Source organism: Oligoflexus tunisiensis, from assembly GCF_001748245.1.
GTDB classification, from domain to species: domain Bacteria; phylum Bdellovibrionota_B; class Oligoflexia; order Oligoflexales; family Oligoflexaceae; genus Oligoflexus; species Oligoflexus tunisiensis.
The window spans coordinates 3,561,735-3,579,453 of sequence record NZ_BDFO01000001.1 but is presented as its reverse complement, the minus strand read 5'-3'; the positions used below and the strand labels follow the sequence as shown (position 1 = coordinate 3,579,453).

Genomic DNA, 17,719 nt, shown 5'->3' with positions numbered 1-17,719 from the left:
GCGGCTCATCAAACGCTCATAAAGAGAGACGTATCAAATCCGATATTACTGCAAACGCAGCAAATCATGGCTATCTTGGCGATGGGATTGAGTTTATTGAGGGATGAAAAAGCTTGAAGAGGGAGGTGCCAGGGCCAAAGACTGCCCTGGCCATGGACTTAGCCACCAATAGGATAGATTTCAACTTGGGATTTCGGGACGGTGAACTCGATCCAGTCGCCGACCTTGCACGCGAAGTTCTCGGAATTGACCATCTCGATCCAGTTTGTCGCAAGACGCACTATAATCACGTCATCTTCGTGAACAGCTTCGCATTCCCCCCTGAAACGGAAATAGTCCTGGCCGGCAGCCTGCACTCCTGGTTCATGATCCTGCTGGGCTGTAAGTACACGGAGTTCCGTAGGATCCGGGAGAGTCAGCTCAACATCGTGCTCCTCGCCAACCGTAGGCATGTGCCTGGATCTCCAGAGTCCTGACATGATCCCCAATCCAGTATCACCTTCGACGACTGTTTCAGTTCCGCTTGGCTTCTTGACATTCAGGATTTCGAGTCTCATTGATAGTGAATTGCCCCGCTAGTACGACTTCCCAAATTCAGTCTTAACCTCATATTCTAAATTAATTGTTAGTGTAGGCACTTATGGTTTGTAACCAAATTAGTCCGCAGTCCAACCAGAATTTAGAGCTGCTCCCATTAAACGTCACTTTAAACCTGGCTGGACTTTCCTGCACTATCTCAAGCTGACCAACATTGCGAGTCAACCATCCGTGTATTTGCACGCTTGAAAGCTGATCAAAGACGAGCACACACTGAACTGTATTAAATCCCGATTGAGCCCATTTTAATGGAGGGTTGCTTGGGAACTTACCGAAGTCAAACCTAATCTTTAAACTTGGGCCGTTTTCATCAAGAGTAAGTTCCCGAATACAGACTGAGTCTAAATCAGGGATTTCTGCTCCATAGATAGATTCCAAAGAACGTTTATCATTCAGTGTATCGAACCAATTCATGTCTAGTCCTTAAAGTTGTAGTGCTCTTTTGTGCCTGGCACACTTCCAGTTCGAGTATTTTCGGGCGGCCTAACATTAAAGTGTGGCCCCTGATCACCCACTCCCCCTTCACCAAACTTATGCCCAGCGCTGTGATCCTGAATTACAACCTTTGATCCATCCGGCTTAGTGTACGTATATTCTCGAGTCATGATAGGCTGTTTATTTTCATTGAGAATTGTCGAGCCATCTCGGTTTGTCATGCGCTCCCGCGTAACTGAATCTGGATGTTGAGACCGCGGAATTCCCAGATCTCGTTTTGCCTCATTGAGGGCACCTGACCTACCTACTGGTGCTTTGTCTGCAGCCTTCTCAAGCCGTTTCGCCGACTTTGCTGCATCAGCGGCTCCCTCAGCCCGCTTCGCTGCTTTCAGAGCATCGGCAGCCTTATCAGCCGCACGCGCAGCCTTGATCGCTGTACCCGCTCCACCCGGTACGCCCGGTACCACAGTTGCAGCGACATCGGCTGCAAGTCCCGCCGCATCCACGGCCGCGCCGGCCCAGTTACCCGACGCCACGTTACCGGCCAGTGATGCCACATCCATGGCTACGTTAGCGATATCCCAGACCGTTTCAATTATCGTACCGGTCGGGTCTGTATATTTCAACGGGTTATTCTGTGCATAACCATAGAGGTTACATTCCCGCACACGCGCCTGACAAAGCGAAGGCTGGGCCATGAACAGAGGGTCAGGCTGAATGAAACGACCCAGCTGCGGATCGTAGTAGCGGGCCTTCATGTAATAGAGACCCGAGTCGTCATCCAGATAATGACCCGTGAAGCGGTGGTGGGTTTTTTCACGTGGCGCGATCGAAGCCACCTTGCCCGTCTGTTCTGCCCAGGCCGGCGCGAGCGTCTCAGGTTTCTCCTCAGTTCCATATGGCTGATAGAGCATCTGCTCCACCGGCTGGCCCGAGGCATGCATCATGATATCCGAAGAGCCCAGGTGATCCTTCAGATAGTAATACCATTCCCCAGTCCTATCCTCGAGGCGTACCAGACGTGATTCACCCACGAAGATGTACGACTGGGAACCCTTTGGTTCGACCGCCATGGAACGCATCGGGTAGAAGGATTCCCGCAAAGCACTATTGGCTTTCTCCACAACACGCTTGTAAACGCGATCCCCGGCGGCATTGTAACCAAAGTAGCTCTTGGTTTGAGCAGTCTCGACGAACACCAACTGTCCGAGAGCATTGTATCCCGTCGCAATCACCCGCGGGCTGCTTTGCAACTCACCAAAATCGTTGAATTTATAGGTCTGCCCCTCCGGTCCCTGCGGGATCATCGCGTTGTCCGGATGCGCAGTGATCGTACCCGGTCCCTGCTCATCATTTCGAACAAACGAACCCATGGGACTGTAATCGTAATGCAACGTTCTTTGGAAACGCTGGGATTCGATCAACTCTCCCTTCCAGTTGTAGTCAAACCGGGCCGTACGGTTGACCAGACCCAGGGCGCTATCCTGAATTCCATCCTCAATGGACAGAATATGGGCATGACCATCGATACCCATGGTCAGGTCCTGCAGCGGCTGCCGAGCCTTCCCATCATGGAAACTTGATTGAATTTTCTGCAGGAGCAGAGTCCTGGGATCGTAACTCAAGCGGGTGGCTGAATAGGATCCCTGGAAGGGTCGATAGAGAATTTCATCAATCTGACCCTTGGCATTGTAACTGATGCTATCCATGATGGATTCAATCTGCTGCGAACCCGGCAGTCGAATCTTGACCGCACGCAACGCACCTGCGGCATCACTTGCGTAAAAGCCTTCAAGCCCCATCGGGTTTTTAACGCCCTTGATGCTTCCATCAACGAGATACTGATAGCTCTCCTGATAGATATCTTTGCCAAGCTTGACCTGCCGATGAACAATCTCGCCCGAACTGTTGTACGCCAGCTTCTCTTCGAAATCGAAAAGCTTGTGAGCCACATCGTAGCTACGGGTGCTGGTCAGGAGTCCCAGCGGTTTCTTTACGGCTCCATGCTGAGCGTCAGGCGTATATCCATCGGCATAAACATCGTAGCTATTGGAATGGGCCAGCGATCCATCCAGGATCTGCGTCGTGAGACGATCCTGCTGATCATAGATGTTTTCGACAATACGCTGAGTTTTTTCATTCTTATCCAACCGCACCGATGCGACCAAACGATCTCTTTGATCATAAAGCTGATAGGTCGTGCCCAGGCCTGGAATTTCCTGCTTTTCCAGCAGCCCGCGGTTATCATAAACCAGTCGCCTCGGGGCGCTTTCCCCTGGCAGATAAATGGCCTCGAGCTGGCCACGCCCATTCCGCTCAAAACGCGTGACATGGGCTTCGCCACTCTTCTTGTCCTCTTCCACTTGCGCGTAGAGCCCAAGATCGTGTTGAATCAGATAAGTGGCCACCTGAATGTCCTGGTTACGCCGCTTATAGCTCTGACGCGCCACCTGTCCCCAGGGGGCATATTCATAAGCGACCTCAAGACCGGATGGAAACGTCTCACGGGAAACGCGGCCTAGGAAGTCATACCGGGTTCGGACTCCAATCTGATCTACCGGAGTGGGTATGGCCTCAGCGTTAGCAAAAACTGTGGCGACTGAAGGCGCCCCATCAAAAATGGTGTATGGCGTCCATGTGAAAATCTTGCGCTTGTTACGATCGTAGGCCGCAAATTCTTTCACGCGAATTCCGGTTTTCGCTGGAGATCCCGCGACCGCAACCGCAGTCGCGTCCTCAACACTGGCAATCAACTGACCATCTGGACGATAAGCTTCCATTCTTTCAATCCAGCGCGTTTCACCGGCATCCGGCTGTAAGGCTTCCACATAGCGACGCACGCTGGTTTTGATCAGCGTCGGCTCACCTTGCAGACCCAGTTTGTAGGCATAGCGCTGCTCGCTGCCATCCGAACCCAGAAAGCGAATACGGCGACCCAGGTTATCGTATTCAATCTGAATATTCAGGCCGAGAGGACTGGTAAAGTGGTCCAATCTCCCTTTTTCGTAATCGAACTTCCAGATCAGGTCCTCGGCTACGGGGCTGGCTTTCGGCAGCGTTCTGCGCATGGCAAAGACGCCCTGAGGATCAAACTCAACGGATTCGACCAAACCGAAATGATCACGGATACTCGTGCGATTCCCAAAGGCATCATGACCGTAGGTCACGGTTCTCTCATATTCGCTCAGTCGTTCGCCGGCGAAACCTGGAATGTCACCACTCAGACGGCTCTGGACAAAATCGATCTCCTGTTCGACAAGGCCGCGATCCTCGTACACATAACGCTGATAGGAAAGGATTTCCCCACCTCGCTGGACCAGCTGGTAGTCAGGCCGATCCACAATGCCCCTGGATTTGAGCTTGCGACGCGAATCCTCGTAATCCAACGACGTTTCGGTGACAACTTCTGGCAAATGCTGTTGGAATGGAGCCTTGATGGAACCGATCGTTTCCCGGATCAGATGTGGCAAGTTATACGCGTCAAAGTCCTCATAGACTAACTTCCTGGTGTAAGGCGAAGCCGTGGCCTCCCCTTCTTCATCACCATTGCGCTGCGAGCTTTGCTCGGTCAGGCGCAGAAACACCCAGCCATCCGCTTGCGGGACCGTTTCCCAAACATGGCTCTCGCGACTCACCAGCTGCCTGACAGGAGGCAGACTCTGACGCTGAGATTCCTCCAACCAGGAGTGCGTGACAGGATCGTTCGGATCAAAGCGGTTGCTCTGGGTGGCCTTCTCACGATATTTTTCCTCATCGGCCACACGCAGAACTTCCTTCGACTTGAGTTTGCCAGCCAGCTTGCGTGCGGCACGATCATCGGCATAGGTATAGTAGCTTTCACGGGTGAGGGACGATTCCTCGGCATAATTATCACCGTAGCGAAGCACCTCAACCTCGCTAAAGCCAAGGAACTCCCTGTCATCGGCATCATAGAACGGGCGGTGATAGAAGAACTCCTGGACCTCCACGGAGTTCCGAGCCAAAGACGGCACGCCTTGCGAAATCACGACCTGCTTCGCCAGCACAACGGGAAAGTGCAAAGATGAAACAGCCCGACCCAATCTTTGATCACGCAGCCTTTCCGTGGTCGACGTCGCATAGCGAATGTCATAACGGAGACCGGATTCAAAGGCCACGGTCGTCATAAGGTTGGATTTGATGAGCTGGCGATCGGCCTGCCGGTTGAAGTCGATCATCACCGCTTTGGATTTGGCATCGGCGCCAGCATCAAAGAGCAGGATTTCCATCTGTCCATCGCCATCGATATCCGCCACGCGGCTGCGCGAGGTATCGATACCGGCCGAGACTTTCAAGGGCAAATTCAATTGAAGCTTCAACGGAAGATCGGCCAGGGTCTGGTCGCCAAAGCCTAGCCAGACCAGAAGTTCGTGATTGTCTTCTCCCAGCGTGGTGACATCCATAATGCCGTCACCGTTGACGTCAATCAGCCAGAGTCCAAAGAGGTTCGGCTGCCCCTTCAGCCCTTGAAGGTCCAGGAAGCGCCCTCCCTCACCACAACGTGGATTTGATTCCGCATCGGAACCAAACAGCAGCTTGTCAGGACCATTGCTGTAAAGCTGACCATTATTTATGTAAAGGCAAAGGCCGCTCTTATCGGCCTCCGGTGAATCGCTCAGATAGATGACATCAGGGAGCTGATCACCGTTCACATCAAGGAGGCGGAAATTGGGATCAGCGAGAGTCATCGTGCTGCGACTAAAGGGAAAGCGAAAGGTTTTTGGCAGAAAGCGGAAATTCCAACGATTGCCGTTCTTGACTGATGTATTGAGATACACCTTCCAGACTGTGGATCCCGCCGCGTCGAAGGCGGTCGTGAGGATATCGGTAAGTCCGTCGGCGTTGATATCCTGGAACTGGGCGCGACCACGTTCAAAGGAAACTGGGCCAAGGGAATTGTCCTGAGTCAGACGCACAAGCTGACTGGTCCATTCGAAATGCCCATTGGCCTGCCCCAGATAAATGGCGCTCTGATCGCCATTGACGTTGAGCTGAAGGAGATCCACGTAGGAGTCGCCATTGAGATCAGCAAAATGAAAGGCTGGCGAGGATAGGTCAGGTGAAACTTGGACAGACCCGCGCTTCAGTGTCCAAAACGTCGAGCTGGCAAAAGGTTGCTTCAAGTCACCCGTCGCGTGAAACACATCACTGGTTCCATTGGAGTTACGCCGCAGTGCGTCCACCAAACCATCATGGTTCACATCCGCCAGTTCATAATTCTCTACCGAGAATCCGGATTCACTGATGAGCTGCGGAATGGGATAAACAAGGTCGCGGTTGACGAGACTGTCTTCGGTCCACGAAGAATATTGGAAATACATCGACGGCAGACGATCCGTGCTGCTTTTGAGTTCGATGTCATTGCCATAGCGGTAAATGGCCCGCAGTTCGTCCAAAACTGAAAGGGAATCGTTATTGATCTTGGGAAACAGGTCCTTTGCGGCCTGTGCAGCGCAGTCCTGGTGGGCTCTTACGGCAAAGTCAACACGATCCGTACTGTTGCGTCCGACATAAGCAAAGCACCATTGTGCATGGACCGCATCCCCATGGCTCGCGACGAGCTTGCTATAGAGTTTGCGGCTCTGCTGAGGATAGCCCATCATATAGGACGTGAGGTGACCGAGGCCATCGAACAGCTCGAAACGATAGCGCGAGGCGCCACCAGCAAAGCTAATTTCCTGGAGATAGCTGCGTCCTTCATCCTTGATGTAAGTATAATGAATAGTCTCACCCCAGGGAGCGACGTCCGCCACCAGGGGATAACGGGTGGTTACCGCACCATTCGATTCAGCGACGGCAGGATCTCCGCTGAAGATTTGCCGCCGACCATTCCCAAAGAGAATTTCAAAGCCCGAAGGAATCGATGCTCCATCATTCGCGTGGGCAATCGCATAGGGATGCCTGTGGAACGTGACGAGCACCTCCTCCTCAGACGCTTCCATCCGGTAAATCAGGCCTCCGATATCACGACGAATAAAGATGAGCTTTTGCCCCTGCAGGGTCAAATAGTTCCGCAACTCGCCGCTTTCCATTTCTCCTGCCAACGGGATACCGAGTTCCAGCGATACCTCTATCGATGGAACCGACAGCGACCACCCGATGCCAAATCCTTGTCCGCGATCGCCTGTAAACTGATTGTAGGTCAGCTCAACTGAGGGACCAAAGCCTGAGCGCACGGGCAGTTCAGGCAGGGGGAGTCGGTACTGGCTGGCTCCCTTGTTACTACTGACGCTGAACGAGCCGCCCTCAGATCCAACCGTCCCTCCGGCCTCCGGAAGCTTGACAAGACCGGAGCGGGCTCCCGATTTATCCTGGGCCGTTCCTGTGACAGTCACGAGAAGACAAGCGAAAAGGGCAAAGAAAATTCGATACATGGGTATCCTCTGTGGTGCGCAAGGCAGAAGGTCTTCGCAAAGACTGGCATCACTTGCAAGCTCTAAGACGCTTCAGACTCACTTTTCCTGCAAAGCGCATGGGGTCCAGTCCCCTGCCCTTGCTTTTAAACACGAACTTGCGTCATCGGCTCGCGGCCCGCAATGCATTCAAATAGTTAAGTAAAGCCTCGAAGTGTGGAAGTACATTCGCAGGACCAACGCGTATAGCCAGGTCCTGGCTGGTCGAGGTGGTCTGAATGAGTTCATCCAGAAGTGCGTTATACTCCGCAGTATCGAAACTCAAAAGGCTCTTCTGACCGTTGTGATTACGCTCGACGCTGATATCGCGAGTCTTGAAAAACTCAACCTCAGTAAATCCACTGCGGCTGTTAAGTTGCAGTCTTGCGAGAAGGTTTCCACTGCCTGGAACAATACGGAACATGACCGGGGTGTAATTCTCTGCGCTCATATCGGCTCGAAATCTCTGCTCAACTCCCACTTGCTCCATCAGCTTGGCGGCAGCGGTGTCCGCGGCGGAGGGGGTTGGGGAAACAAGTCCGTTTACATACTGATAGAGTTCCTCTCCCGTTGAATTCGGGTCGCGGAGAATAGCCAGATCTGTCAACAGGTCCTGAATCAGGCTGGAATAGGAGCTTCCCCTCTTCTCGACTGTGGTGGCCGTAGTCTCCTGCATATAGGGCGTGCTCTGCAGACTCACGGTCTCACTGTCCACATTGATGCGAAAGACTTTTGCGAGATGGCGGCGGCTGATCTGAACGACCAGTTCCCTTTGTTCGGCGTAAGCCTCAACGGTCAGCATGTTGTCGTTTTTCGAGATCCTGGCCTCACTGAGTTTGGCGAGGACTTGCGCGCCAACAACGGAGGAATTCTGGGGAGTTCCGCCATATTTTTTCTCAATTTCCTCCCATTTCTTCCTATTGGCGAGGATGTCTTCAGCGGCAGTCTCCACAGCGGTATCCAAAGTTTCCTGTCCAGCAAAGGCCAACTGCGGGAAATCCTTATGTAGCTGCAGAACGGATCGGAGATGGTCCGGAGTCAAAGCTTCAGCTTTTTCCAAGGCCAGGGCTTTCAAGTACCGTATCGTGGCCGCAACCGACTCGCTGCTGGCATCAAGGGGTTGCGGCTGTTTGCGGATCCAGTCCAAGGCATGGAGTAACTGGGTTCGCGGTTCGTCCAGGTGAATCCCATGCGGGCATTCAAACCGACTTTTCACGGCTCCCGTCATCGAGTTACCTTTGATCGACGCATAGGTCGCATCGCTGACATCCGTCAGACTCATGAAAATGTCGCTCATACCTGTTTCCATTTTCGCAGGATGATGCTTGATCTCAGTTTCTTGACAAGATGGGTTGACGTTTTCCTGGATTTGCTTCGTGGGCAAAGTGTAGGTAACGGGATGATACTGGCCGAAGACATCCACTTCGATACGAATCTTGCCACAGTCACTCGGCTGCAACGGACGCCCTGTGACACCGACGACTCCCGTGCCGCAGGACCATCCTTCTTTAGCAATCCCTTTCGGAGGCAGAATGGCATCATCTGGAACCTTTTGGCTGCCGACGAGTTGCCCATAATAGGCATAGCTAGCGTCCAGGTAACTGGGATTGATAAGACCTGGTTCTTTGTAAATATTTTTGTCATAACCCTGTTTTACATACTCAGCTACAACGAGTTCGACGGCACGGCGACGAGCCTCCTGCAAGTCGGGTGTTTCAACGTTAGCCTGGCCACTTCCAATCAAGACTTCGGCAATCACAGGCGAGAGGCCGCGACTCGGTGGCGCGTCTCGATCCAGGACAGTGACCGTTCGCTTTTCGCAGTTGTTTGTAATCGTCTCAGTCGTGGAAGGACGGATTTCTGTCCAGGTCCAGTTTGCAGCGCAAATTTTGCTCTGGCTCAAGAAGTCGACCCATTGGTTTCCACCCTGAGCCTGTGCGGCAGTGGATATCATGGTGGGTATCAAAACGAAGATGGAGAATTTCCTGGCATGCTGCAGTCTCATGGCTTCCTGTTCCTTGCTAATACTTTGAATGAGTTGAATTCGAATCAATCAGTCGATTGCCAACAGAAACTGAATTTTGAGAGATATTGCATGGCCTTCGGGAAATCAAAACCAGGCCATGGTTGATCCGGGATATTCTCAGGTAGGGCGGCGCAATATTTCTCCCAAGGTGGCTTCCTGACTCCAGCGAGCGCTCTGCCATGTCCTTCCCTTACGTAGGCAACAGCGCATATTCCCTACACATGCTAGAGTGACATCATGAAATTCCATCGCAAGCTTCTACTTCTTTTGTTTGCCCTCCAGACATCATGCAGCCAGGAAAAGGAGGTCAGCTCCCTGCATCAGGATGCCAGTCCTCATGATCCCACTGTCAAGGTTCACAGAATCCAGGACGGCTCCGCCTCTTTCCATGTCTATGTTTCTAAAAACAAGGGATACCGGATCGATTGCGGAGAGAATGAAGAAGGCGTCAACCGCTTGATCAGGGGTTTAGGCGTTTCGTCCGAACTTCTTGCGAGCAGCCGGACGCTCAGCATCGACAGTCAGGAATACGAAAGCTGGAAAGTGGCGGAGCAACCGCGTTTGACTTGTCAGCCCGAGGGCAAATTTTTATACAAGATCGATCTGCAAGGACAGGAGAAGTATTTCCTTACGGATCCCTCAATATCAGCCACGCGGCTTTACAACATTGGCTGCTCTGGGCTTATCGAAACGATGGGTTTCTCGCTGCAAGATGCCTATATCATTCCAAGCTATCTTGTGACGGAGACCAAAGTCTTTACCGCTCACAATGAAGACGACTTGAACTGCGTATCGGGTTTTAGCCCTAGTAGTAAGTTCACCTGGACGCGTGGAAAAAGCGAAAATCTTACGCTACAGGTGGGCATGGACTTGCCCATGCGGATTTTCGAGGCACAAAAAGCGGACGGAACGTATGCAGAGCTGGAAGCTCGCATGGAAGGCGTTTGCGACTGGGTGCAGCTGACTCCCGTAGCCAAAAGCTTGCTCCTGGGCGGCAAAGTTCCGCAAGAACTCCTCAGCAACGAATGTATTGTGACTATCGGTGAGAAGGATGCCACCGATCCTCAATTTTCCTTGCAGTTGAAGTTGACCGCTGAACGGCTGAATTGGGAGCGCAGCGGGGAATCCGATGTCAATGGCGATAAGGCCTGCGACGGGATAGAAGATTGCGTTTATCTCCAGCCCAGCGAATCCACCTTTTGGGCGAAACGCCTGGACCATGGTCTGCGCAACTGGACCATGGCAACAGCATACTGCGACAAGCTCGAGTACAATGGGTGGAACGACTGGCGGCTCCCTACCAAGGATGAAGCACTCAAGGCAGTGCAGGCGAATATTTGGACCGAGTTAAAGGAAATACTCCTCAACAATGCTCCCAGCACGTGGACTTCAACTGAAACGCCAGAGGGCAAGGCCTGGATGATCAACTTATCAAATGGTAACGGTTCTCCCTCCTCAAAAGGTTATGTTACGTCCAATGCTGTCCTTTGCGTAAGAAAATAGCACGAGCCTGGGAGTAGGCCGGAAACCGGCCCACTCCGGGTTGCTCCCACGCCTCGTCACATCTCGGCAGTTGCTCCCTGATGGAAGGAATTGATATTCTAAGATCCTGGCAAGCATCATACTCCTCTCCCGAGGATGACCAGGATCGCCCTTTCATCCGTTAGAGGCCTCATGTCGAATAAATTGATCGCTGTGCGCACATTGTTTACGTTCACAGGCATGATTGCAGCGATCATGATTTCCTTCATGGCCCGGCTTCTCTGTCACATATTTAACTCCCCTCATCAACTTGACTTCATGGCCATACTCGGCTGGCAGTTCATCTGGTCCTTGCCATTTGCCATGCTCTTTCTCCTCGACATTCCGATGCGCTTTAGCGCGGAACGCAGGACCCGGAAAATACTTCTGAAACACCTGACCTTTGTTGCGACGACATGCCTCGGTGTGATCGGCAATCTTTTGATGGTGTCGGACCTGCCGGACGCCTTCAACTCCTACATCACACCTTTGTGGTTTGTTTTCGGTTTCATGTTTTTCAATCTCGGCGGCGCCAGATTCCTGGACACAATCCTGTATGGGCTCCTGTATGTTTTCAGTCTGATCCTGGGCATGATAGCCTGGGATGTCGCGATCGGCCCGGATGAACATGTCAGCTATCTCTTGATTGCCTTTCAACTTTTGACGTTCATCCCTATTGCCCTCATGTCACGCAGTAAAAACCAGGCCATCCAGCATGCCTTCAAGCAGCTCGAGAAAGTGTTCTACAGGCATCAGATCCAGCAGATTCGGAAAGGCAACGAGCTCGAAGAGACGATGCCGACCACCCCATCCACGGCCTTTGTGATCAGTTTTGATATCATCGAAAGTTCGAAAATTGACGCGAGCAAGGGCAAGGAGCTGTTCCGTGCCGTATTTCAAAGATGCAATGCGATCATGATTCAAGGCTATGACGGCAAGCAACTCATGGCGCGCGCCTATCGGGTCAAGGAGATGGGCGACGGCTTCCTCTGCAGCGTGGGCTATCCATTCCGTTATCCCGAGGGCTCCCTGGCCGACGGAGCCTTGCAACTGGCGGAAGAATTTTATCAGGCCTTTGTCGCCGAAGCCTCCCGTCTGGCGCCTCAGGGTTCCATCCACTGCGGGATCGGGATTGCATTCGGGCCGATCAGTGGCTTCTATCCTGAGACGCCACCGAAGGAATACGATCTCTATGGTCAGTCCCTTGTTCTGGCCAAACGCTATGAGGGCATGCGGAAGATTCTGCTGAAGGGTCAGGCGCCTGCCAGTATTCTGATTCTGCAGGAGCAGGTGTACCGGGAACTCGATTCCAGTCGGCAGGCCGGGTTTCTCTGTTGTGAACTGGAACAATGCGGGTTCGTCATCCGTGATGACCCTGCGGCTCGCTCTCTTTATTACAGCATCATGCACCGAGAGCGACCAGCTTGCCTCCCACCAGTTCATAGCGCTGCTGGCAATTTTTGAAACTCTCCAGGCGGTGGCTGACCAGGATCGTGGTACGGTTTTGCACGAGTTTTTGCAGGGCATCGATAATCAGCTTTTCACTGGACTGATCCACGGCACTGGTGGGTTCATCGAGGATGAGGATCGGTCTGTTTCGAAGAAAAGCCCGCGCGAGGGCAATCCTCTGCCGCTCGCCTCCGGACAGCCTGAGGCCACTTTCGCCGATATGCGTGTCATAGCCCTTGGGCAGTTGCATGATGAAGTCATGGGCATGGGCGTCCTGGGCTGCTTTCTCCACTTCATCCCTGGAAACATTCTGCATACCGAACGCGATATTGTCGCGAATGGTGCCAGAGAACAGGACGGTATCCTGAAATACGACGGATATCAGCTGTCGCAGGGATTCGGCCCCGATCTCCGGCAGTGGCCTGCCATCAAAATAAACCAGGCCCCGATCCGGCTTGATCAGGCCCAGGAGAATCTGGAGCAGAGTTGATTTGCCGACACCGGACGATCCGGAGATTCCAATGAAGTTACCGGCAGGAATCCGGAGATTAAGACCATCCAGAGTGGGAAGGCGATCGGCATAACGGAAATGGAGATCCTGCAGCTCAATCTCGCCTTGAAACGCCTGCTTCTCTGTTACTCCCGTGAGATACAGAGGATCGGGCTTGAGATCGAGAATCGCGAAGATGCGCTGGGCGCTGACCATGGCTGATTGCAAATTTGCGGTCTTTTTCGCCAGGGTTTCCAGTGGTTTGTAGAGTTGGATGAGATATCCCATAACGAGGATCAGGTGGCCCAGGCTCAATGTCCCGCGCAGCACGGCGTGGGTTCCAACGTAAAGGACCAGCCCGGCTCCCAGAGCCAAAATCAATGCAATCAACCCACCGAAGAGCGATTCGATGAGTATGGCTTTCATATTTTTCGCGAGCACCTTCCTCCCGATTTTTCCCAGCTCTTCAGCTTTCGTCCGCTCCATTCCGTAGCCTTTAATGAGCAGAACCGCTCCCAGCGCCTCCTTGAGGAAGGCCAGAAAGTGGGTTTCCATTTCCTTATAATCATTCCAGCCAAGCCTGGCCTTTGGCTCATAGACTTTGAGAAAGATATAGACAAACGGCAGGACACCGATGGCGAGCAGGGCCAAACGCAGATCAAGTCGGGCCATGACGTAAAGCATGCCACCAACCGTTACGGTCGAACTTGCCATGATGATCCATTGGATCGGGATATAGGTGACAGCGGGGATATCGGTCTGCAGGCGGTAAAGATAATCGGCTGAATGAATATCCCGATATTTTTGCAGTGGAAGATGAAGGATGTGTTGGAAAAAGAACTGTTTGATGTCGATGGAGACTTTTTCGCCCAGGTAAGTCTGGAGCAACCAGTTGCCATAACTGTCCAGCTGCTGCAGAAGGGTTGTGAAAATCATGATGAAGAGGGCGATGAGCAGCAGCGTCTCGGGTGATGTGCCGATCGAAAATGGCAACTGGGCCAGCCAGCTGCCCTCCACGGGTCGTGAACCGACGACGAAGTCCGCGACCAGAGATAAGGGCAAAGGGGCCAGCAGAGCCAGAGGAGCTGACAGGAAGCTGAGAAAAAACAGGGCCCCATAGTATTTCCAGTAAGGTCGCGTCAGTGAGAGAAGGCGCTTCATCCCATGTATCTGGTTTAACAACCCGCTCCCTCTGCCTTCGCCCATCAAAGTGACTCCTTCAGAACCTTACGAGCTACCCCAACCGCAACAGCGATATTGATACAGGTTAGTAAACCAAAGAGGACCACTATGGTAAAGAAGAATAGCGCCACCTTTTGGTTATTCGAAAACAGTGTGATCAGAGCACAGAGGGCGAAAAAGCCTAAAGCCAGGAGAGCGGGCAACCGGGGCAAGGGCTTGATCCTGATGCGAACCATCTGGGGCGCATGGTAGCTGTCCATCGCGATGAAGATTCGAGCCTTTCCGAATATTCCACCACGAATCTGCAGATCCCAGCGATCAAAGGGCCCTCCCCGTCGATCCAGGAATCCTTGCTGGTGAAAAACAGACTCCACGCGCTGGAGACGCTGGCTCGGAACTGTCCACTCATCACTCCAATGAGCGAACGTGATCGGCAGGGGCCAGTAGAATTGAAAGGGTTTTTTCCACCAGGGTTTGAGGCGGTAGCGGATGCGACCGTAGAGCCGGGCCACAGGCTGCAGAAAATAGCAGGCCGCGGTGACAAGTCTCAAGGACCAAGGGCGCTCCTGGAAGAAGGGCGAACGACGGAAATTGATGAGCTTCAGGTTCTTGAAGACATTGAGACAAGCGACAGCAAGGGCGCCGGCGCCCAGAATCCAGAGCAGGTTCAGGGGTGGCCACAGAATTCCTCCCAGCGAGAGGACAAAAAACGTGCTGATGATGAGATACCACTCGGGCATGATGGTCCAGGATGGAATCCAGCCCGGCGTCTCCCACTGCCTCAGCTGAAACGGAGCGAGGCCCCATTCCCCATGGTATACGGACCATTTCATGAAGATCGGAGTCAGGACGCCATTGCCATAGATCCGTCCACGCCAGCTCAAGTGACCATAGTTATTGTATTTGTTTGGCCATTTCGCTTCGAGAAGAGCTTCAGCCTTGCCATATCCAGCCTGCTGTTTCCAATATTTCGGAATCGTCTGCCGCGCAAAGTGCCAGACGAAAGCTCCTGCGTGAAAACAGATCATTCCGCCATCTTCCAAAATCCGCCAGCAGATATCCACATCGTCACCTGCGACGCGGAACTGGGGATCAAAACCCTTGAGGCGCAGCAGAACATCGCGACGGATACACATGTTGCAGCCCGGGATATGTTCAGCTTCCGTATCGGTGACGAGCACGGCCTTTGGCCCACCCGGCGCATGGGCAATGGCATCCGCGACAAGACTTTTCCCCAAAGGCGGCATATTCGGTCCGCCCACTGCCGAACATGGGTGGCGGCGGAAACAATCCGCAATGAAGTGGAGCCAGTAAGGATGAGGGAAGGCATCATCATCGAGATAAGCGATAATTTCGCCTCGCGCCTCCTGCCATCCGGTATTACGCGCGGCACTGAGGCCGTGGTTGGCGGTGGAGATGAGTTTAAAAGGATAGCGTCGGACCATCGCTGGAGTCGCGTCGGTTGAGCCATCGTCGATAATCAGAACCTCATAGTTGGGATAAGCGAGACAGGATAAAGCACGCAAGGTCAGATCAATCGTATTCGCGCCGTTGTAGCTGCAAACAACCACAGAGATGAGAGGCCAGTTATCGTCCCGCTTGAAGGGTACATTTTGAAATATCCTCCCCACAACCTGGAGAGCCGGTTTCGGGCTGCGGTCGATTCGTGTCAGGCCAAAGGCCCAGTCGGTGAGCAGATGTTTCACGAACCATTCATCCGTCCACGCGAAGATGCAGACACCGGCGCATCCGGCCGCGTAGGATTCTTCAAGCGCCCACGCCAGGACTTCTGCTTGTCGAGCTTCGCCAGCTTGCAGGCTATCCATGCCGGTTTCAGAAAGTACCAACGGCCGATCTCCCGCCAGGTTCTGCAGTCTGGGAAGATAGGCGGCGTAACGCTCGCGATCCTCAATGTAAACATTGAAAGAAAGAAAATCGAGGAAGTTCAGTTGCAGGTATTCCGTGGTAGGGAAATTCACATAGGTAACATAGGCCGATGGGTCCAAGCTGCGAACGGTCCTGGTCACACGCCTGAGAAAGCGTTCCACTTTTCGTGGACCATACCAACGAACCTGAGCGGGGCGTATCTCATTTCCCAACGCATAGGCCAGGAGAGCCGAATGCCCCTTGACACGACGCACCATCGCCTCGATCTCTTTCAAGACATTCCGCTTTTTCTTCCTATCCATCGCAAAGTCAAGACTGTGTTCGCAGCTGAGGGAGACCATAACATAAAGGTCATACTGAATCGCGATATCGAGCACGGAACGCAGAGGAACGGTATGAGGAATTCTGACGAAGTTAAAACCGTGCTGGCGCATGAGAAGAAAATCGCGATGAAGCTTGTCCGTATCCGTATACTCATTGTTGTCTGCATCCGGCTCCAAAGGGCCGTAAGTGCATCCTTTGAGAATAAAGGGAGTGCCATGAAGCTCAAAGAATTTCCCTGCGATGGTCGGCTTCGCAAGGTAACTGGTCCGGGTGTCCATGCAAATTTTCCTCTGATCCGCTCGTTAGCCATTTCGCTTGTACTATAAATCTCTCGAAGGACGTTACTGGAAGAACTGCGTAGTCAAAGTGTGAAATTCCTTGAGTTTAACAAGGAATTCCTGCTCCTTGGACAGGGAGCAGTCTGCGGCTTTCAGGCTCCTTGTTATCAGGACAAAATGGCTTTATTTCCATCCTCCTACAGATTCCACACCTTCTTCCGAAAAACGACATGGACCCGAATCCTGAGGAGACTATGGACAAGAGGCTTGCGATATCCTTACTCACCCCACTCCTCATGCAGTGCACGCATGCCTCTTTCCGCTATACCGGCGAATTCGAAACCCAGGATGGAACGGCCCGAGGCCGCTTTACGAGCATTCAAAACACGACCCATTATGGGAAATCCATCGGCTGCGCCCTGACCTTTTGGATGTATGGTGGCTTCTGCTGGGGGTACATGCTTGTCCCTTCAACCCTCGACAAAAGAACGGTCAGACGGAACACGGAGGATGCCTTGGCTCATGCCCTGGGTAAACCCGTGCATATTCCCCTGTCTCCGATCGCTTTGGAAGGCTGGGAAAAAAGCCCAGAATCCGTGAACTATTTCCTGGTGAAGGAATCGTCCGCGCCAGCCTCCGGGACTGCGAATGACAACGAGAGCAGGAACGCCGTCGAGGAACCGACTCCGATTGAAATCCCCAAAAAGCCTATGATGGAACGCCAGAAGGCAGCCCCGCTGAAGCTCCTGCTTCCCTTTATGACCGGTATGGGCCTGGCCTATGAATGGCAGTCCCCCTGGAAATTCTCCCTGGAGGCTGGTGGTGCCGCTCATATTACCAATACCCGTGGCCTCTTTGCTGAAGTGAAATACCCGATTGCCAGCAGCAACTCGGAAGTTCTCAAGCTTGGACTCGTTGGAGCACAGATTGAGCAACGTCAGCAGGGCTGGAAGCGCGAAAAATATGGATACTACCTGGTCGAGAGGTCAGCCGGCATCATGATGGAAATGGAGTCGGATTATCTGCCTCCTTTTCAATTCCTCTACTTCATCGACAAAAGTCATTACCAGATCATTGATTTTGTTCTTAATATAACGTACCGGATCAATATCTGAGGTCG

General features: G+C 52.8%; 9 protein-coding genes. 3 read left to right on the top strand and 6 right to left on the bottom strand.

All coding sequences use genetic code 11. The features are described from left to right. Window positions 1-158: 158 nt before the first annotated feature. From OLTU_RS14920 to OLTU_RS14905, 4 genes are all read right to left on the bottom strand, one after another. Window positions 159-452, bottom strand: a complete 294-nt coding sequence (locus OLTU_RS14920) for a hypothetical protein (protein ID WP_141733561.1) — start codon at window positions 450-452, stop codon at window positions 159-161. A gap of 166 nt (window positions 453-618) precedes the next feature. Beyond that, a complete protein-coding gene (locus OLTU_RS14915; protein ID WP_141733560.1) occupies window positions 619-1,011 on the bottom strand; it encodes an Imm50 family immunity protein in 393 nt (130 codons plus the stop codon). A 2-nt stretch (window positions 1,012-1,013) separates the two neighbouring features. Next, on the bottom strand, window positions 1,014-7,424 hold the full coding sequence (locus OLTU_RS14910) for an HNH/endonuclease VII fold putative polymorphic toxin (protein WP_141733559.1): 6,411 nt from the start codon (window positions 7,422-7,424) through the stop codon (window positions 1,014-1,016). Between the two features lie 142 nt (window positions 7,425-7,566). Next, window positions 7,567-9,447 carry a hypothetical protein gene (locus tag OLTU_RS14905; RefSeq protein WP_141733558.1) on the bottom strand — a complete coding sequence of 627 codons (1,881 nt, stop codon included), beginning with the start codon at window positions 9,445-9,447 and terminating at the stop codon, window positions 7,567-7,569. 258 nt (window positions 9,448-9,705) lie between these two features. Here OLTU_RS14905 and OLTU_RS14900 point away from each other — a divergent pair, with 258 nt between their 5' ends. Together OLTU_RS14900 and OLTU_RS14895 are read left to right on the top strand one after the other, a co-directional pair. Continuing rightward, complete coding sequence (locus tag OLTU_RS14900; protein WP_141733557.1) at window positions 9,706-10,971, top strand: Lcl domain-containing protein; 1,266 nt, start codon at window positions 9,706-9,708, stop codon at window positions 10,969-10,971. Between the two features lie 171 nt (window positions 10,972-11,142). Further along, a complete protein-coding gene (locus OLTU_RS14895; RefSeq protein WP_141733556.1) occupies window positions 11,143-12,453 on the top strand; it encodes a hypothetical protein in 1,311 nt (436 codons plus the stop codon). Here the strand turns inward: OLTU_RS14895 and OLTU_RS14890 are convergent. Further along, window positions 12,392-14,089 (bottom strand): ABC transporter ATP-binding protein, encoded by a 1,698-nt coding sequence (locus tag OLTU_RS14890; protein WP_176736637.1) that lies wholly within the window; start codon window positions 14,087-14,089, stop codon window positions 12,392-12,394. The two genes, OLTU_RS14895 and OLTU_RS14890, sit on opposite strands and share 62 nt — an antisense overlap. Before the next feature lie 44 nt (window positions 14,090-14,133). Next, window positions 14,134-16,599 carry a glycosyltransferase gene (locus tag OLTU_RS14885; protein WP_141733554.1) on the bottom strand — a complete coding sequence of 822 codons (2,466 nt, stop codon included), beginning with the start codon at window positions 16,597-16,599 and terminating at the stop codon, window positions 14,134-14,136. Window positions 16,600-16,853: 254 nt separating this feature from the next. Between OLTU_RS14885 and OLTU_RS14880 the strand changes: the two genes are divergently transcribed. Beyond that, complete coding sequence (locus OLTU_RS14880; RefSeq protein WP_141733553.1) at window positions 16,854-17,714, top strand: hypothetical protein; 861 nt, start codon at window positions 16,854-16,856, stop codon at window positions 17,712-17,714. Window positions 17,715-17,719 lie beyond the last annotated feature (5 nt).